Raw genomic sequence first — 16,322 nt, forward strand, 5'->3', positions numbered from 1 at the left:
CCTTCGACAAGCTCAGGGCGAACGGATTAGGGACATAAAATGGCAAGTCTCAAGGAACTGAAAGATCGGATCGGGTCGGTTAAATCGACTCAGAAGATCACCAAGGCCAAGCAGATGGTCGCAGCGGCGAAATTGCGCCGTGCGCAGGCCGCTGCTGAAGCTGCGCGCCCTTATGCAGAGCGGCTTTCCGCCGTTATGGCTTCGCTCGCCAGCAAGGTGAGCGGCGATGGTGCACCGCGCCTGCTCGCTGGCAATGGCAAGAACCAGCGTCACATGCTGGTGCTGGTCAACACAGATAAGGGCCTCTGCGGCGGTTTGAACTCAAACCTGGTCAAAGAAGCCAAGATTCAGGCGAAGAAGCTGATCGCTGAGGGCAAGGATGTCTCGTTCTACCTCGTCGGCAAAAAAGGCCGCGCGCCGATCAAACGCGAATATCCTAATGGCATCGCCAAGCATTTCGACACCTCCAACGTCCGCACACCGGGCTTTGAGGAAGCAGACGCGATTGCCGCTGAGCTGGTCGAGATGTTCGATGCCGACGCATTTGACGTGGCTCACCTGATCCGCCCTGACTTCCAATCGGCGCTGGTTCAAAACCCAACCACAACTCAGCTTATCCCGGTCCCCTCGCCTGAGGTCAGTGAGGACAGCGACGCTGTGGTTGAGTATGAGCCAGGCGAAGAGGAAATCCTCGAAGAGCTGCTTCCGCGCTATGTGAAAACGCAGATTTTCGGCGCGCTGCTTGAGCGTGAGGCATCCGAACAAGGCGCCTCGATGACCGCTATGGACAATGCGACCCGCAATGCCGGCGACCTCATCAACTCACTGACAATTCAATACAATCGCAGCCGTCAGGCCGCGATTACCACCGAACTTATCGAAATTATTGCTGGCGCAGAAGCGCTGTAAGAATCACAGGCTAAGGAAACACCATGGCTACCGCACCCGTCCTCAACCAGACCACCAATGGCACCATTGCCCAGGTCATCGGCGCTGTCGTTGACGTACAGTTCGAAGGTGAACTGCCAGCGATTTTGTCCGCACTCGAGACCAAGAACGGCGACAACACGCTCGTTCTGGAAGTTGCTCAGCACCTCGGCGAGAACACCGTTCGCACCATCGCAATGGATGCGACCGAGGGCCTCACCCGCGGCAGCGAAGTGATCTCGACCGGCAAGCAAATCTCTGTGCCAGTTGGCCCAAAAACGCTTGGCCGCATCATGAATGTGGTTGGCGAAGCGATTGACGAGCGCGGCCCAATCGGCGCGGATATGACCGCCCCGATCCACGCAGAGGCTCCTGCCTTCATCGACCAGTCAACCGAAGCAGCGATCCTGGTGACCGGTATTAAGGTTATCGACCTTCTCGCGCCTTACGCAAAGGGCGGTAAGATCGGCCTGTTCGGCGGCGCCGGCGTTGGTAAGACGGTTCTTATTCAAGAGCTGATCAACAACATCGCAAAGGGCCACGGCGGCGTGTCCGTGTTCGCCGGTGTTGGTGAGCGTACCCGCGAAGGTAACGATCTCTACCACGAATTCCTCGACGCAGGAGTTATCGCCAAAAACGAAGCTGGCGAAGCGATCAGCGAAGGCTCCAAAGTGGCCCTCGTGTTTGGTCAAATGAACGAGCCTCCTGGCGCGCGTGCCCGTGTTGCTCTGTCTGGTCTGACCATGGCGGAATATTTCCGCGACCAAGAAGGCCAGGACGTGCTGTTCTTCGTCGACAACATCTTCCGCTTTACCCAAGCGGGTTCGGAAGTGTCCGCTCTGCTCGGCCGTATTCCTTCGGCGGTGGGCTATCAGCCGACCCTGTCGACCGACATGGGTAACCTGCAAGAGCGCATCACCTCGACCACCAAGGGTTCGATCACCTCGGTTCAGGCCATCTACGTGCCTGCCGATGACCTTACCGACCCTGCGCCAGCAACCTCGTTTGCTCACCTTGACGCAACGACCACGCTGAACCGCGCAATCTCTGAGCTGGGCATCTACCCGGCGGTTGACCCGCTCGACTCCACCAGCCGCGTTCTCGAACCGCGCGTTGTTGGCCAAGAGCACTATGAAACCGCTCGTAAGGTTCAAGAGACCCTGCAGAAGTACAAGTCGCTGCAAGACATCATCGCCATTCTCGGCATGGACGAGCTTTCTGAAGAAGATAAGTTGACCGTTGCCCGAGCGCGTAAGATCCAGAAGTTCCTCTCGCAGCCGTTCCACGTTGCTGAGGTCTTCACAGGTATCCCAGGCTGCTTCGTGCAACTCGAAGATACCGTTGCCTCGTTCAAGGCCGTTGTCGAAGGCGAGTACGATCACCTTCCAGAGCAAGCCTTCTACATGGTTGGCGGCATCGAAGACGTGGTCAAGAAAGCCGCTGAAATGGCTGAGGACGCCTAAGGGCGCTTAAAGGTAAGTCTGATGCCACTACACTTTGAACTCGTAACCCCTGCCCGTCAGGTCCGTAGCGAAGACGTCCACATGGTCGTTGTGCCCGGTGCCGAAGGCGAATTCGGCGTCCTGGAAGGCCACGCGCCTTTCATGTCGACCATTCGCGATGGTGCGGTGCAGATCTACAAGACTGAAGGCGCGGAGCCAGAAACCATTGAAGTCAAAGGCGGTTTTGCTGAAGTTGGCGACGCTGGCTTGACTGTGCTAGCGGAGCACGTCGAGGCTTAAGCAAGAGCTGAGATCAGATGAATTTTGAAAAGGGCGGCTCTAACGGGTCGCCCTTTTTGTTTTGAGCGCGCTATTCCTGTCCAGTGTCGCAGGATGGCATTGCGTCTTCTCCAGCGATGGCCTTTCGCAATTGGCCGTAAGTCCATTCATTGCCGCTATTGAAGAAGCCAATCATTGTGTTCCAGGCTTCCCCCTGGCCGTATCCAAGGCCCCAACTGACGATGCGGCTGCGCCCCTCACCAACGGCCTCGAATTCAATCAGATTGTATAGCCTTTCTCTGTTTTCGAATATCTCAGGATTCATCCATGCGGCATCCCGCTGCGGCTCAAGATCGGCCTGAAGCAAGAGAAGGCGTTCTGGCACGTAGGCAAGAATAGAGAGCGTGATCGTGCCTGGATCACCAATACTGGCACACGGGTCGTAGTTGGTTTGGATCGCGCCACCTGCGCGTAAGTCCACTTTTGCAACCGGTGCCATCCACCGAGTTATATCCTCTTCCCGGCTGTAAAGCGCCCATAGTTCAGCCACAGGTACATCGAACTCTTCGACATGTTTGAGGCTGCGATCATCCTCTCCATAGTCGATTACGTTTTCGCTAGGTGCTTCTTTCGCGTGCAAAAGGCCGCTTGCTCCCAAACTGAGGGCAATGGCCAACGTGAGATGCTTCATCATACTTCTCCGTCCACTCTTTCCTACCTACGAACGTTCAGTAGCACAGACTAGGTCTTCAACCGCTCGCTGACCCAATTCGCAATTTGGACCATGTGTTCCGGCGTTGAATTCATGGCCGCCTCTTGCATGATCGTAGCGAGCGTTCTCGTTGCCAAGGCATCACGATAAACCTTCTCGGCATCAGCGAAAGCTGAGGCGATCTCGCATGGCCCATTGCAATCCTTAAGCTTTAGTCCGCACGGACCATTTTGACGTATCTCAGTGCAGCGAAAGGCTGGCATTGGGCCTTCGATCGCAGCCACAATGTCGAGCAGCGTGATATCGTCGACCGAGCGCGCGAGGCGGTAACCACCGCCCTTCCCGCGTACGGACTGCACAATCCCAGCGCGGCGCAGCAGCTGCATCTGTTTGGAAAGATAGGCTGACGGCACCTCAAAGAACTCAGCCAACGCATCAACACTGAGGCCCTGCCCTTCGCGCAGCAATGCCAGAATGGTGCAGATATGTGTGGTCCATTCGACACCTTTACCCAATTGCATGCTTGACTCCTTAATCGGATATATTTTATCCAGATATTAAATATCCGATTAAGGAAAGTGCCATGAGCCGGACAGCAAAACAAGCGCATCGCAACTTGGCGTTCTTTATTGGCCTCTTCCTCGCTATCCATTTCGCGGGGCACTTCTCTGCAATTTTCGGGATCGGCGTGCAGAATGTCGCCTTGCAATGGGGCCGCGAGTTCTATCAATTCCCGCTGTTTGAAATCGCCCTCGTAATCGCGCTAGCGGCTCAAGTTGTACTCGGCATCAGGTTGCTACGCGGCATAAGGGCGCGCAAACGCAAAGGCTTTTGGCACAAAGTCCAATTCGCGAGTGCCTGTTATCTCGCATATTTTGTGATTGCTCACACGACAGCGGCGCTGACGACCCGCTTACTCATTGGCCTCGACACGAACTTCTACTGGGCAGCTGGCACACTGGTATTGACGCCGTTGAAATATGGGTTTGCGCCCTACTACTTGCTGGCAGTGGCCGCTCTATTCAGCCACATTCTCGCCGCGCTGCATTTTCGCCGGCCTGAAACGTGGCACGCGTTCGCTCTGGCTGTGGGGCCATTGGTCGGCATGGTTATCGTCTTAGCCTATGGTGGCAGCTTCTATGAGATCGAGCTTCCGCGAGACTATCGCGAGTATTTCGATATGTTTCCGGGCGTTGCTGAATAGGACTTCCTCCTAAGCAGCCTCATCCATCAACACGCTGGCGCATTGCGGCAGTGGCATGGCGCGCTCTTCGAGTTCGTCGAGGGTCTCATCAATGCCTGCACCTGGCATTTCCTGCGCTATAAAGTCGATCAGTGAACGCTGCACTCGCTGCTCAAATTTCAGGCTGACATGATTGCCGTAAACGCTGCGAACGCGCAGTGGCAGGCTGAGGAAGCCAGCGACCAGCAGAAACATCTTTTGGTTCGCTTGCAGCTTCAGGCTGTCATCAACGATGATCTCGGCATCGGTTTGCGTCAGCCAGACAATCACTGCGGATTCTGATTTGCCGTTGATCATCAGGGAAAGGCTGGTCGCCTTTGCGAGTTCGTGATTGTCTGCCGTGTGCATCATGTGATCCTTCGTGTTTAGAAGTTCGCGTCTGCGTGTCGTTAGACGGCAAAAAAGTTAACGCGGATTAACTTTGGTCTGTAAAATGATGTAAATCTCTTGGCCCGTCGCAGAGTTTGGAGCCGCGCCAATTCGGTGATCTTTTCGCTTCCCATATGGCCTGCAAATCGCCACTCTCTACGCCGACAATCTGACGCGAATTCTCATTGGAGAGGACATTTGAAACTTGTTTCCAAATACGCAATTTCCGCCGCGCTTGCCGGAGTGCTTGCGATGACCGCCGCGACAGCCGGCCGCAGCCGACGGACATGCCGCTGATGCTAAGCCCGCCGCTGACGGAGTACCCGGCCCAGAGCAGGATCCTTACATCTGGCTAGAGGAAGCGCGCAGCGAAGAAGCCCTCGCTTGGGTTGAGAACGAGAACAAGCTGACGCTCGCCGCGATGGAGGCTGATCCGCGCTTTGAAGCGCTTAAGGCCGAGGCTCTGGCCATTTTCGACAGCGAGGACCGCATTCCCTATGTGAGCTTCCGCCCCGATGGCCTCTACAATTTCTGGCAGGACAAGGAGAATCCGAAGGGTCTGCTGCGCCGCACGACGCTGGAGAGCTACCAAAGCGATGAGCCGGAATGGGAAACCATTTTGGACGTGGACGCGCTTGCGGCTGCTGAGGGCAAGGAATGGGTCTATCAGGGCTCAACCTGTCTGCCCCCTACCCTCAATAAGTGTATGATTGCACTGTCAGATGGCGGCGAAGATGCCACCATCATGCGGGAGTTCGACACCTCTACAAAGACCTTTGTCGAAGGCGGTTTTGAGCTCGCTGAGAAAAGCCAAGGCGGCATTCAGTGGCTCGATGAAGACACGTTGCTGGTTGGCCGCGATTTTGGCGGCGATACCCTAACAGAGAGCGAATATCCCTTCACCTCGCGGCTGTGGAAGCGCGGCACGGCTCTGGCCGATGCGCGTGAAGTGTTCCGCGGTGAAAAATCGGACGTGTGGGTCGGCGCCAGCCTGCTGCGCGACAACACCGGCACTGTCCATGCAATGACCGCGTTTCGCGGCGTAAGCTTCCACGAAAGCGAGTACTTCGTTTCCAAGGACGACCAATGGGTACAGCTCGATATCCCTAAGAAGGCATCGCCTTACGGGATTGTCGATGGCCACTTGCTCTATTCAACCGATGTTGATTGGGAAGTGGACGGCCAAACCTTCCCGGCAGACAGTCTGATTGCGGTTGATCTGGAAGAATGGAAAGCCGATCCAAACGGCGCGGCCAAGACCCTTGTTTGGGCACCGGCAGAGCGCCAGACCAAGCGCGGCGGAGCCATCACGGGCAATGCTCTGTTCGTGACGATGCTCGACAATGTCGTTGGCAAGGTTCTGCAGTTCAACTTCAAAGATGGCGAATGGGTCAGCGAGCAGGTTGACCTGCCCGACAATGCGACACTTGGTATTGCTGCATCGTCATCAGAAACTGACCAGATCATGTTCACCGTCACGGATTTCCTCAATCCGACGACGCTCTATTACTCCGATGGCGGCGCTCCTGAAGTGCTCAAGACCTCGCCCAGCCGGTTCGACAAGACCGGTATGGAAGTTGAGCAGCATCAGGCAACCAGCGCCGATGGGACCAAAATCCCCTACTTCATCGTCAAACCCAAGGGCATGGCGATGGATGGCACCACGCCGGTCTTGATGAGCGGCTATGGCGGCTTCCAAATCCCGCGCCTGCCCGGATATATGGGCACCACGGGCAAGCTGTGGCTGGAGAAAGGCGGCGCCTATGTGCTGGCCAACCTGCGCGGTGGCGGCGAATTTGGCCCAGGCTGGCACCAAACGGCGATCCGCGAGAACAAGCAGCGCACCTGGGACGATTTCATCGCAGTGGGTGAGGATCTCGTTGGGCGCGGCTTCACCTCGCCTCAGCATCTAGGCATCCAAGGCGGGTCGCAGGGCGGCTTGCTGGTCGGCACGGCCTTTACCCAGCGGCCCGACCTGTTCGGCGCGGCAATCGTTGCGATCCCGCTGTTCGATATGCTGCGTTACCATGTGATCGGCCGCGGGGCATCGTGGATCGGCGAATATGGCGATCCGCGCATTCCAGAGCAGCGCACCTGGATCGAGGGCTATTCGCCCTACCAAAAGATCGTAGAGGGCGTGGACTACCCCGCCCCGTTCCTATGGGCTTCAACCGCCGATGACCGCACGCATCCGGCCCACGCCCGCAAAGGCGCAGCCAAGCTGAAGGCGCTGGGTCAGCCCTATTATTACTATGAGGATATGACCGGCGGGCACTCCGGCGGGGTTGATAACGAACAGCGCGCCAAGCTTCAGGCATTGCAATATGTTTACCTGATGAAGCGCCTTATGGATGAGCGCGAAACTGAAGTCGAAAGCGCCTCTGGCGGCTGAATTTCAGCATCTTAGCGATTCTTAATCGAAGGGCGATCGGTGCATAAAACGCATCGGTCGCCCTTTGTGCATCGGGCTGTGTAAGCGCATCCGACACTTTTCCAACGGTTCGTCGCGCGGACAGAACCTATAAGGTGGTTAGGTCAAAATTAACCATGTTTGAAAAGACGGAATTAAGTCTCTGAGGCTCACTTTTCTATCACCGGGGGCGGTAATAGGAGATTATCTAATGGCTTATCCGCGCGACATATCCATCGCTGAGGCAATCAAGCGTGCAGGCTTACCCCACTCACACCGGGTTCACTGGTCAAAGGCTCGCAAGGCGGACGTTGTCCGCGCCGTGCGCGAGGAAGTGATCAGCTTTGATGAAGCCCGCGAGCGCTATTTGCTCAGCCGTGCAGAATTTGAGCAGTGGGAACGCGAGACGGGCGGAAACGTCTATCGCATCCGCTCTCTCGAAGAGGCGTAAGCCTCACATTACTGGTCTAGTCTTCGACCTGGTGCTGAACGTTGCGGTGGAGCCCCTTACTCCGCCGCAACTTCGACCATCACCTCATTTCGGCGCAGTGGCCCTGGCACCATCGGCGCATCGTAAAAGGCATGCTCAAAGCCGCCAATTGGCTTTAGCCCTTCGCTCGCAACCCACTTGCTAAGCTCAGTCTCCATGTCGGCCAAATCGCCCGCTCGGGCAGTTCCGCTGAACCGCACCGCAGCGATCCTTCGCCCGGGCACCTCTGTGAGAGTGATATCCGCAGGCGCAGCTGGCAGCGTTTCCAGAGTGTATTTGGATGGCATGACAAAGCGCGTGCGCCACTGATCCGCCTCAGGGCTGTCTCGCATCACCGGAGCGGTCATCGCAATCGCTTCATCTTGATCAACGGCCCGGTCTTGCATGACCGGCGCGGTCATCGCGATGTCTTCGCCGCCCTCAGGCCGATCCTGACCAAAGATGTAAGCTGCCAGTCGCCGGAAGCCTTCGCCGCGCGTGCGGCTTTGATCGCCAGTGTGAGTGACTTCAGCCACGATCATCGGCTTGTAATCGCGCAGCTCGAACGGAGCCTCGGCCTTCACAACCTGATAGGCAGGCACTTCAATATCGCGGTATTGTGCATAACCCGCAGCTGCTCCGATGGCTGCTACGCCAACGCCTGCTGCGATCCATTTCTTGATACCCATACCTTCGGCTCCTGTGCGTGACTGTCTATGTAGCAGTTACGCAGGCCAATGGTTCCCGGATGCTGTTAGTTTCAGGGGCTCAGACGCCGCTGAGGGGCCCGTCAGGCGGCTCGGACGCTTTCGGTCACTTCGGTGTCAGAAGTGACGGATTCGCTGCGCTGATCGCCCTTCTTCCAGGCCGCACGCATTTCATCGATGCAGCCTTGAAGCTCGCACGAGATTTGAATGTTCTCTGCTGAGCCTTCAATCGCCGCAATGGTGTCATCCTTGAGCTTGCCCATACCGTCGGTGATTTGGGAAAGCTGCTCCAAATGAGCCGATGACGCGGCATAGGTCGAGTCCGCCAGCGAGAGCGACTCGTCGAGACTGCGGTCCACGGTCTTGAGTACCTCGATGCTTTTTTTGCCGCTCTCGGTGCTGCTGATCATGCGCGATTCCAGGCTGCTGCAGCTGGAGACCAATGATCCCACATCATTGGTGAGCTCGGAAATCGTGCTGGAAATGCTGGTTGCGCTGTCGCTGGTTAGATTGGCAAGCTCGCGCACTTCCTGTGCAACAACGCCAAAGCCGTGGCCGTGCACACCCGCCCGGCCCGCTTCGATCAGAGCATTGATTGAGAGGATATTGGTGCGGCTGGCGACTTGTTGAATAGCTTTAGAAACGCTTTCAACTTCGGCAAAGCGGCTTTGAAACTCCGCGAGCCGTGAGGACAAATCTTCGATCTGTTTCAGCGCATTATCGAGCGTTTCGACGATACCGTCGACCTCGTTCGACATATTGTTGGTAGCTTGCGAGGCATTGTTGAGCGCATCGCGTGCGCTTTCATTTTGCGCGCGCAGTGAACCGATGTCTTCGCCGATAGACTGCGATCTCTCGGTGAGATTGTCGACAAAGGCCGCACGCTCCAGCGAGGCTGAGTTAACGCGCTGCGCGTTGTTGAGCACTTGCTCGGCCAGCACCTTGGCCTGCCTGAAATTTTGTTCACCCTGATCACTCATGCACTGCGACATAGGGCCGGATACTTAAGGAAATTCTAACCATAATGGCCCGCGCGGCAGGGGCCGCAGCTGTGCCATCAGACTAAGTGACTGTTATCGGCGGGTTGATGCATGAAAATCAGGTGGTCTATTGGCCACCCATTTTGTGAATTTTTCCACTTTGGGATGGGCGCGAATGGTTTGCGCTTCGTCACCAATGCGGGCCAGCTCTGCATTGGTGAAATTGGCGTGGATCGCCCGGTGGCAGATCGGATGGACAGGAACGGTGCCCCGCCCCTTCTTCGACTTAGGAACCGGGTGATGCCACTGGATCAGCGCGCCAAACGGACGCTCGCACAACCAGCAATTGAGATCCTCGCCTTCACTCACCCCTTGTTCTTGGCCGCCTTCTTCTTTTTCATCGTGTCGTGAAAGCGGTCGGCCCAGCCGGGCTTCACGAATTGCTCGGCCCGCACCATGCGCAGCTCTCCGTCGGCAACATCGCGGCTAACCGCGCTGCCTGCCGCAACGATTGCGTCAGCGCCTATAGTAACCGGAGCGATCAGCGCGCTGTTCGAGCCGATAAAGGCGCGCTCGCCGATCACGGTTTGATATTTGAAATAGCCATCGTAATTGCAGGTAATTGTGCCCGCGCCGATATTAGCGCCCGCGCCGACGGTCGCATCGCCAAGATAGGTCAGGTGGCTTGCCTTTGCGCCGGGGCCAAGCGTCGCCTTCTTCATCTCGACGAAATTGCCAACAAACGCGCCCTCTTCCAGCACTGCACCGGGCCGCAGCCGTGCGAATGGGCCGACTTGAGCATTGCCTCCGACAGATGCGCCCTCAACATGGCTGAACGCCTTGATATGCGCGCCGTCAGCGACTGTGACGCCGGGGCCAAACACAACATTGGGTTCAATCGTGACATCGCGGCCAATCTTGGTGTCATGGCTGAAGAAGACCGTCTCAGGCGCGCGAAGACTGGCGCCATCGACCATCGCCTGTTCGCGGCGCGCCACTTGCCAACGCGCTTCTGCCTGGGCGAGTTCACTGCGTGAATTAATGCCCGCAACTTCATCGGGATCGTCAGTGCATACGACTGCGCAAACCCGGCCATCGGCAATCGCAATATTGACGATGTCGGGGAGATAATATTCGCCCTGCGCATTGTCATTGCCGACCCGGTCCAGCAGAGCAAACATATCCTTGGCGCTCGCCGCCATCAGGCCCGAATTGCACATCCGGCAAGCGCGCTCTGCGTCGCTCGCATCTTTAAATTCAACCATCTTGCTGATCGCGCCGTCGCCATCCGCAATCACGCGGCCATATTGCAGCGCATCCTCCGGCTCAAAGCCAAGCACCACAACCGCAGGTGCATCATCCTGATGCAGCCGCTCCAGCATGGCCTGCATAGTTTGCGCACGCACAAAGGGGACATCGCCGTAGAGCACCAGCACATCGCCTTCAAAGCCCTTTAGCGGCGCCTGCGCCTGCTGAACCGCATGGCCTGTGCCGTGCTGCGGCTCCTGCAAAGCGGTGTCAGCACGGCCAGCAACGGCCGCCTCGATTTGCTCCTTGCCAGCGCCAACCACGACCACGCGCCGCGCAGGGTTCAGTTCATCAACCGAAGCCATCAGATGGTCGAGCATCGCCCGCCCCGCAATCGGATGAAGCACTTTGTGGAGGTCGGATTTCATCCGGGTTCCCTTGCCCGCAGCAAGGATGATGGCAGCAAAATCAGTCATGCGGCCTCCCTTATAAGTCTGCTTGCATGAAGTGAAGCCGTGCGCTCGCAAAACCTTGCGATTTCACGTCCGTTGGGCCAACCGCCTCCTCATGACAGATTTCCCCTTTGATGCCGTGGGCTTCGACCTAGATGGCACCTTGCTAGACACGTTTCGCGATTTGGGCACAGCGGTTAATCACGCGCTGGAGCTGGGCGGTTTCGACCCAGTGCCAGTGGACAGCTCAAAAGACCTGATCGGCGGCGGCGCAAAGATCATGCTGGGGCGCGCAATCGACGCCCAGGGCGGATTGCCAAAGGAAGAGTTTCGAGGGCTCTACAAGGTGATGCTGCGCTACTATTCCGAGAACAACGCGGTGTACTCACGCCCCTACCCCGGGGTGATCGAAGCCCTGGACGAGCTCGCCGCACGCGGCATAAAAATGGCGGTCGTCACCAACAAGTTTGAGGAGTTTGCGACCAATATCCTGAGCACGCTGGGCCTGACCGAGCGCTTCGTAACCATCATCGGCGGCGACAGCATGGGCAAAGGCCCAGACGGCACATATCTGTCAAAGCCGCATCCGGAGCCTGTGCTGGCCGCGAAAAAGGCCTGCAATTCGTCTACCTTCGCGTTCGTGGGAGACAGCTCTTACGATGTCGCCGCAGCAAAGGCCGCTGGCGTGCCAGTGATCGTCGCGGCCTATGGTTATTGCGACAAACCGCCCCATGAATTGGGCGGAAATGCCGTCATTGATCTCGTTCCACGGCCTGATTTCTGCCTTGGAATCGCTTTAAGGCCTTCGCCCTGCCCTTACGGCACGCGATATCCCAGACCAGCGGTGTTGCATCGCAGCAAAGAAACTGCCACGCAGCGCCCACACAAACTTTACGCGCGCGTAAACCGCGCCACACCACTCGCAGGAGATACAAGCCATGACCATCGATTTTAAAGACAAGGTAGCCATCGTAACCGGCGCAGGCGGAGGCCTGGGCAAGGCTTACGCGCTTGAGCTGGCAAAGCGCGGCGCGAAGGTTGTCGTCAATGACCTTGGCGGTTCACGCGACGGCACCGGCACATCAGACGCGGCTGCCGAAGTTGTTGCTGAAATCGAAGCGGCTGGCGGCGAAGCCATGGCCAATGGCGGCAGCGTCACTGAATATGACCAGATGGAAAAGATGGTCGCCGACACCAAGCAAAAATGGGGCGGCGTTCACGTTCTCATCAACAATGCTGGCGTCCTGCGCGACAAGACATTTGCCAAAATGACCCCGGACGACTTTGAGTTCGTTCTCAAGGTTCATCTCACCGGCTCGGCTTTTGTCACCAAGGCATGCTGGGAAACATTCCGCGAGCAGGCCTATGGCCGCGTTCTGATGACCGCCAGCTCCACCGGCCTGTTCGGCAACTTTGGCCAAGCAAACTACGGCGCGGCCAAGCTGGGCCTCGCTGGCCTTACCAAAACGCTGCAACTCGAAGGCGCAAAGTACAACATTCGCTGCAACTCCCTGTCACCAGTGGCTGGCACTCGCATGACTGAAGACCTCTTCCCTGAAGAAGCCTTCAAGCTGTTCGCGCCTGAAAGCGTTGTTCCAGCAGCCCTGTTCCTGGTAAGCGAAGACGCACCGACCAACGCGATCGTCGGCGCTGGCGCTGGCGGCTTCCACTCTGCGTGGACTGTTATGAACGACGCTGTGTGGCTCACCGATGAAGAGCGCACCGTTGAAGGCTTTGCTGCCCGCTGGGACGACATCAGCGATTTCTCGAACCTGGTTGCACCGCAGTCAGGCAACGAGCAATCAGGCGCAATCCTGAAGGCGATGCAAAAGGTAACTGGCACTGGCCCAAGCAGCGCTCGCAGCTAAGACCAGCGCTTTATGCGCAAACAAAAGCCCGGCTTTTCCATTGGGAGGAGCCGGGCTTTTTGTATCTACTGGTGACGTGTTCACCGCGTTTCGAGCGTTTAAGCTCGCTCTATTCGTCGACCGCTTTCACAAGTCGCCGCTCAACCGGGGCGAGGACGTTCGCCAGATCGTGCCCGCGTTTGAGTGTTTGGCCGTGCTCACCAAACAGCGTCCACATCCCCTGCTTGTTGCGCAGGCTTGGGCGCTTTTCGATCCGTGCCTGTGGGCGCTCAGCGGCTCGGCGAAAGGCCGAGAAGATCGCTGCGTTTTTATCAAAATCCATCGCGTAATCGCGCCATTCCCCGGCGGCCACCATGCGGCCATAGAGATCGAGGATGCGCTGCAATTCTTCGCGTTCAAAGCCAACCTGCCCCTGTGCGCGGCCAGGAAAGGCAACAACAGAACCTCCCGCTGCGGTGCTTGCGCTCATGCGCGGTCGGTTCCGCTGCGCTTGGCAACCGGCTCTGGCTCATGCGCGTCTTGATCTTGGATCGGCACGCCTGATTTCAGCGCGTTCATTTCAGCCCGCAAAGCCGCGATTTCGCCCTCGAGCTTCTCGATACAATCGACACGGTTACCCTCGGCATCCTCGCAATTGGGGGTACCATAGGGCGTGAACTCTTTGATCCATTCTTCGGCTAAGCACAAGCGTGGAGCGAGCCTTCAGACCGACCATCGTTGCGCCGTCCGGCACATCGTCAGTCACCACAGCGTTCGCGCCAACACGGGCGCGTGTGCCCACCGTAATCGGCCCGATAATCTGCGCGCCGGACCCGATAATCACATTGTCGCATAGGGTCGGGTGGCGTTTGCCGCCCTCGCCATTCGTGGGATTGGTTCCGCCCAAGGTGACGCATTGATAAATCGTCACATTGTCCCCGATTTCGGCTGTTTCGCCGATCACTGTAAAGCCGTGATCGATGAAGAAATTCTTGCCGATCTTTGCGCCGGGATGGATATCGATGGCTGTCAAAAACCGCGAAAAATGGTTCACGAGCCGCGCGATAAAATACAGTTTCGCGTCGAAAAACCAGCTCGCAATTCGGTGGAAGAACAGCGCAGAAACCCCTGGATACAATAGGATTTCCCAGCGAGATCGCGGAGCAGGATCGCGCGCATGGACCGAGTCCAAATATGATTTCAGCCGATCAAACATGCTCTACTCCTTCGGCCAAACGCGCTGATTTTGCAAATTCCATCACAGCAACCGATGCTGATCTGGACCATGTGTTGCCTCCAGCGCGTCACGCCAAACCGACATGGTGGTCAGCACCTGACGTTCAAGGCTGATCCGATCAATTGCGACCACAAGTCGCTCAATTGCTTGATAGCTGCGCACCGCGCGCGGGACCAAATACTCCGCCGCTCCATCGGCTAATGACAGGCTACGCTGCTCTGCAATCGCATGGATCAGTTCCGCCGCCATTTCATCATCCGGTTCGCCGATTTCCAGCTGCAACGAACCGCCCATCCGCGAGCGCAAGTCCGGTAAAGTGATGTTCCAGGGCTGAGCATTGGCGATCAGCAGCAGCGGAGCGCCGCTTTCCTGCGCCGCGTTCCAGCGGTGAAACAGCTCGGTCTCGTCTTCGCTGTCTGCCCCATCGACGACTGTTATGCCCTGCGCTGACGCCCAGCGCCCGATCAGGCTCTTGCCGGAGCGCGGCGGACCGGTGAGCACAGCTGTACGGAACGGCCAGCTGGAGGGGTCAGACAAGGCCTCCACCACGCCAGCATTGGCATTGCCAACGATAATCCGGGCTGGATCACCCTGACTGCGTGTCTCAAGCGGGAGTGCGATTTGTGACATTGGGTAGCAGCTTTGCCGCTTTTAGCGGCTGATGGCGAGTGCGTTTGCGCCCTGACGCACGGTAAAGCCGCGCGCCCGTAGGGCAGCGGCAAGCTGGCTCAAATCGCCGCCGAAGCTAACTCGCATCACCGACGTACCGCCGATCGCTGTGCTGGTCACGGCTGTGCCGCGCACACCGCGCGGCTCCGCGAACGGCCCCGATAGCCGCATCGAAGCTGGCCGCATCAGGCGTCGCGAATTGCACAACGAAGCTGTTCACGACCGCTGCCTCAGGCGTTGGCGTATCAGTCGGCGTTGTGGTCTCAGCACCCGGATTCGCAGCCTGAGCAGCCACAGCGGCTTCACGAGCACGGATCGCGCGGCCAATCTCGATCAGACGCTGCAGCGCGGGATCTACTTGACCCGAGCCGCCAAGGCGCAGGGTGGGATCGGGGCGCAGTTTACCGTCGACCAAAGCCTGCTCAAAAATATCATCAAAGCGTTCAACCGCTTGGCTCAGCATCGCGGGCAGCTCTCTTGAGTTTTCCGCCATAAGCGAAAATCCGTCGAGATACGTGCTGTCCGGGCCGTAGCGTGCAATAAACGTGCCCTCGATTGGCCCGCCAGGATATTGATGCTCCAGCTTCGCGACTGGCACCAGAACATCAGCGGCGGTGTATTGATCGAGAACGGCACGCCACCACGCGCGGCTGCGGCGGCTGACCTGGCCGTAATTGAGCAGCAGCGAATCGCCGCCCGCGCCGCTGGGCCGGACATAATCGATCCGGCTGGTGCCCGGGTTGTATTCCGCCCAAGCCCTTTGCCACGGGTTGCGCACTTCAAACACAGTGTAGGCACCGCCAGAGACTGAGACCGGCATCACGAGCATTGGGGCCGAGCTACGCTTTTGTGCTTGCCCGCCAAGGTATCGCCCCGCCCGCTGGCGATCAAAGATCACGCCAAGGGTCGCAATGTAGCGTTTCGGCCCGATCCGTTCGCGCTCGATCACAATGGCAGAAACCATGGCGTTAAGCTGGCTGTCGGAGACCGATGGCCCGTTGACCTTCTCCCAAGCCAGCCGCTGCGCCCGCTTCCAAGCTTCTTGGCGCGCTTCCTCACCAGTGTCGCCCTTCACATCGACTTCGATGCCGCGCACATCAATGTCACTCGACGAGGCCGTCGGCGCGATGCCGCGATTCCCAGACACCTGAGCCAGAGCGATTGCCAATCCGACACTCAACAGCGCAAACACGCCAATCACCGCCAAAGCCCTTGAAAAGGCACGGTTCCAGCGCGTTGGCTGAGCGGTCGGCATAGGGCCGTTCGAGGCAGAAAGCATTCTCATCGGGGAAAAGCTTGCGCCTTTTGCCGAAAGACGAGTGGAATTCCAA

General features: G+C 57.8%; 18 protein-coding genes and 1 pseudogene. 8 read left to right on the forward strand and 11 right to left on the reverse strand.

The annotated features are described in order from the left end of the window. Nucleotides 1-39: 39 nt before the first annotated feature. Genes AC0V6U_RS08120 through AC0V6U_RS08130 form a run of 3 tightly spaced genes read left to right on the forward strand, consistent with a single transcriptional unit; the run spans nt 40 to nt 2,669 of the window. Nucleotides 40-909, forward strand: coding sequence for a F0F1 ATP synthase subunit gamma (locus tag AC0V6U_RS08120; RefSeq protein ID WP_472645651.1), 870 nt, complete (start codon nt 40-42; stop codon nt 907-909). Between the two features lie 23 nt (nt 910-932). After that, on the forward strand, nt 933-2,390 hold the full coding sequence (gene atpD, locus AC0V6U_RS08125; protein ID WP_472645653.1) for a F0F1 ATP synthase subunit beta: 1,458 nt from the start codon (nt 933-935) through the stop codon (nt 2,388-2,390). A gap of 21 nt (nt 2,391-2,411) precedes the next feature. Continuing rightward, nucleotides 2,412-2,669, forward strand: a complete 258-nt coding sequence (locus tag AC0V6U_RS08130; protein WP_472645654.1) for an ATP synthase F1 subunit epsilon — start codon at nt 2,412-2,414, stop codon at nt 2,667-2,669. A gap of 70 nt (nt 2,670-2,739) precedes the next feature. Here AC0V6U_RS08130 and AC0V6U_RS08135 read toward each other — a convergent pair whose 3' ends face one another. Together AC0V6U_RS08135 and AC0V6U_RS08140 are read right to left on the reverse strand one after the other, a co-directional pair. Beyond that, complete coding sequence (locus AC0V6U_RS08135) at nt 2,740-3,342, reverse strand: SRPBCC domain-containing protein (protein ID WP_472645655.1); 603 nt, start codon at nt 3,340-3,342, stop codon at nt 2,740-2,742. 47 nt (nt 3,343-3,389) lie between these two features. Beyond that, complete coding sequence (locus tag AC0V6U_RS08140; RefSeq protein WP_472645656.1) at nt 3,390-3,881, reverse strand: RrF2 family transcriptional regulator; 492 nt, start codon at nt 3,879-3,881, stop codon at nt 3,390-3,392. A gap of 62 nt (nt 3,882-3,943) precedes the next feature. On the opposite strand from AC0V6U_RS08140, the gene AC0V6U_RS08145 reads away from it, so the two are divergent. Beyond that, nucleotides 3,944-4,564: a hypothetical protein gene (locus AC0V6U_RS08145; RefSeq protein ID WP_472645657.1), complete on the forward strand. Its 621-nt coding sequence runs from the start codon at nt 3,944-3,946 to the stop codon at nt 4,562-4,564. Between the two features lie 9 nt (nt 4,565-4,573). Here the strand turns inward: AC0V6U_RS08145 and AC0V6U_RS08150 are convergent, their stop codons facing one another. Continuing rightward, nucleotides 4,574-4,954, reverse strand: coding sequence for a hypothetical protein (locus AC0V6U_RS08150; protein WP_472645658.1), 381 nt, complete (start codon nt 4,952-4,954; stop codon nt 4,574-4,576). Between the two features lie 364 nt (nt 4,955-5,318). On the opposite strand from AC0V6U_RS08150, the gene AC0V6U_RS08155 reads away from it, so the two are divergent. Beyond that, entirely contained in the window at nt 5,319-7,364 is a 2,046-nt protein-coding gene (locus AC0V6U_RS08155; protein WP_472645731.1) for a prolyl oligopeptidase family serine peptidase, read from the forward strand. Nucleotides 7,365-7,593: 229 nt separating this feature from the next. Further along, nucleotides 7,594-7,833: a DUF1153 domain-containing protein gene (locus tag AC0V6U_RS08160; protein ID WP_472638356.1), complete on the forward strand. Its 240-nt coding sequence runs from the start codon at nt 7,594-7,596 to the stop codon at nt 7,831-7,833. A 56-nt stretch (nt 7,834-7,889) separates the two neighbouring features. Here AC0V6U_RS08160 and AC0V6U_RS08165 read toward each other — a convergent pair whose 3' ends face one another. The 4 genes from AC0V6U_RS08165 to glmU form a co-directional block, all read right to left on the reverse strand. Continuing rightward, nucleotides 7,890-8,540, reverse strand: coding sequence for an SOUL family heme-binding protein (locus tag AC0V6U_RS08165; protein WP_472645660.1), 651 nt, complete (start codon nt 8,538-8,540; stop codon nt 7,890-7,892). Nucleotides 8,541-8,641: 101 nt separating this feature from the next. After that, nucleotides 8,642-9,538, reverse strand: coding sequence for a methyl-accepting chemotaxis protein (locus AC0V6U_RS08170; protein WP_472645662.1), 897 nt, complete (start codon nt 9,536-9,538; stop codon nt 8,642-8,644). 93 nt (nt 9,539-9,631) lie between these two features. Beyond that, on the reverse strand, nt 9,632-9,907 hold the full coding sequence (locus AC0V6U_RS08175; RefSeq protein ID WP_472645663.1) for an HNH endonuclease: 276 nt from the start codon (nt 9,905-9,907) through the stop codon (nt 9,632-9,634). Next, nucleotides 9,904-11,262 carry a bifunctional UDP-N-acetylglucosamine diphosphorylase/glucosamine-1-phosphate N-acetyltransferase GlmU gene (glmU, locus tag AC0V6U_RS08180; protein WP_472645664.1) on the reverse strand — a complete coding sequence of 453 codons (1,359 nt, stop codon included), beginning with the start codon at nt 11,260-11,262 and terminating at the stop codon, nt 9,904-9,906. Before glmU ends, AC0V6U_RS08175 begins: the two co-directional genes overlap by 4 nt. A 91-nt stretch (nt 11,263-11,353) precedes the next feature. Here glmU and AC0V6U_RS08185 point away from each other — a divergent pair, with 91 nt between their 5' ends. After that, nucleotides 11,354-12,193, forward strand: a complete 840-nt coding sequence (locus AC0V6U_RS08185) for an HAD-IA family hydrolase (protein WP_472645665.1) — start codon at nt 11,354-11,356, stop codon at nt 12,191-12,193. Further along, nucleotides 12,177-13,106: an SDR family NAD(P)-dependent oxidoreductase gene (locus AC0V6U_RS08190; RefSeq protein WP_472645667.1), complete on the forward strand. Its 930-nt coding sequence runs from the start codon at nt 12,177-12,179 to the stop codon at nt 13,104-13,106. Before AC0V6U_RS08185 ends, AC0V6U_RS08190 begins: the two co-directional genes overlap by 17 nt. Before the next feature lie 109 nt (nt 13,107-13,215). Here AC0V6U_RS08190 and AC0V6U_RS08195 read toward each other — a convergent pair whose 3' ends face one another. The 4 genes and pseudogenes from AC0V6U_RS08195 to AC0V6U_RS08210 all read right to left on the reverse strand — a co-directional run bounded on the left by AC0V6U_RS08195 (nt 13,216) and on the right by AC0V6U_RS08210 (nt 16,276). Continuing rightward, entirely contained in the window at nt 13,216-13,575 is a 360-nt protein-coding gene (locus tag AC0V6U_RS08195) for a DUF2794 domain-containing protein (protein WP_472645668.1), read from the reverse strand. After that, nucleotides 13,572-14,301 (reverse strand): annotated as a pseudogene (gene epsC, locus AC0V6U_RS08200) (serine O-acetyltransferase EpsC). The gene AC0V6U_RS08195 and the pseudogene epsC overlap by 4 nt, the downstream one beginning before the upstream one ends. 42 nt (nt 14,302-14,343) lie before the next feature. Further along, entirely contained in the window at nt 14,344-14,952 is a 609-nt protein-coding gene (locus tag AC0V6U_RS08205; protein ID WP_472645669.1) for a P-loop NTPase family protein, read from the reverse strand. Nucleotides 14,953-15,067: 115 nt separating this feature from the next. Continuing rightward, nucleotides 15,068-16,276 (reverse strand): heavy-metal-associated domain-containing protein, encoded by a 1,209-nt coding sequence (locus tag AC0V6U_RS08210; RefSeq protein ID WP_472645670.1) that lies wholly within the window; start codon nt 16,274-16,276, stop codon nt 15,068-15,070. Nucleotides 16,277-16,322 lie beyond the last annotated feature (46 nt).

This window comes from Erythrobacter sp. W36 (assembly GCF_057364935.1).

Bases quoted from the DNA above. Each gene is read 5' to 3' on its own strand.
- AC0V6U_RS08120 (WP_472645651.1), top strand. From the start codon at position 40: ATGGCAAGTCTCAAGGAACTGAAAGATCGGATCGGGTCGGTTAAATCG.
- atpD (WP_472645653.1), top strand. From the start codon at position 933: ATGGCTACCGCACCCGTCCTCAACCAGACCACCAATGGCACCATTGCC.
- AC0V6U_RS08130 (WP_472645654.1), top strand. From the start codon at position 2,412: ATGCCACTACACTTTGAACTCGTAACCCCTGCCCGTCAGGTCCGTAGC.
- AC0V6U_RS08135 (WP_472645655.1), bottom strand. From the start codon at position 3,342: ATGATGAAGCATCTCACGTTGGCCATTGCCCTCAGTTTGGGAGCAAGC.
- AC0V6U_RS08140 (WP_472645656.1), bottom strand. From the start codon at position 3,881: ATGCAATTGGGTAAAGGTGTCGAATGGACCACACATATCTGCACCATT.
- AC0V6U_RS08145 (WP_472645657.1), top strand. From the start codon at position 3,944: ATGAGCCGGACAGCAAAACAAGCGCATCGCAACTTGGCGTTCTTTATT.
- AC0V6U_RS08150 (WP_472645658.1), bottom strand. From the start codon at position 4,954: ATGATGCACACGGCAGACAATCACGAACTCGCAAAGGCGACCAGCCTT.
- AC0V6U_RS08160 (WP_472638356.1), top strand. From the start codon at position 7,594: ATGGCTTATCCGCGCGACATATCCATCGCTGAGGCAATCAAGCGTGCA.
- AC0V6U_RS08165 (WP_472645660.1), bottom strand. From the start codon at position 8,540: ATGGGTATCAAGAAATGGATCGCAGCAGGCGTTGGCGTAGCAGCCATC.
- AC0V6U_RS08170 (WP_472645662.1), bottom strand. From the start codon at position 9,538: ATGAGTGATCAGGGTGAACAAAATTTCAGGCAGGCCAAGGTGCTGGCC.
- glmU (WP_472645664.1), bottom strand. From the start codon at position 11,262: ATGACTGATTTTGCTGCCATCATCCTTGCTGCGGGCAAGGGAACCCGG.
- AC0V6U_RS08185 (WP_472645665.1), top strand. From the start codon at position 11,354: ATGACAGATTTCCCCTTTGATGCCGTGGGCTTCGACCTAGATGGCACC.
- AC0V6U_RS08190 (WP_472645667.1), top strand. From the start codon at position 12,177: ATGACCATCGATTTTAAAGACAAGGTAGCCATCGTAACCGGCGCAGGC.
- AC0V6U_RS08195 (WP_472645668.1), bottom strand. From the start codon at position 13,575: ATGAGCGCAAGCACCGCAGCGGGAGGTTCTGTTGTTGCCTTTCCTGGC.
- AC0V6U_RS08205 (WP_472645669.1), bottom strand. From the start codon at position 14,952: ATGTCACAAATCGCACTCCCGCTTGAGACACGCAGTCAGGGTGATCCA.
- AC0V6U_RS08210 (WP_472645670.1), bottom strand. From the start codon at position 16,276: ATGAGAATGCTTTCTGCCTCGAACGGCCCTATGCCGACCGCTCAGCCA.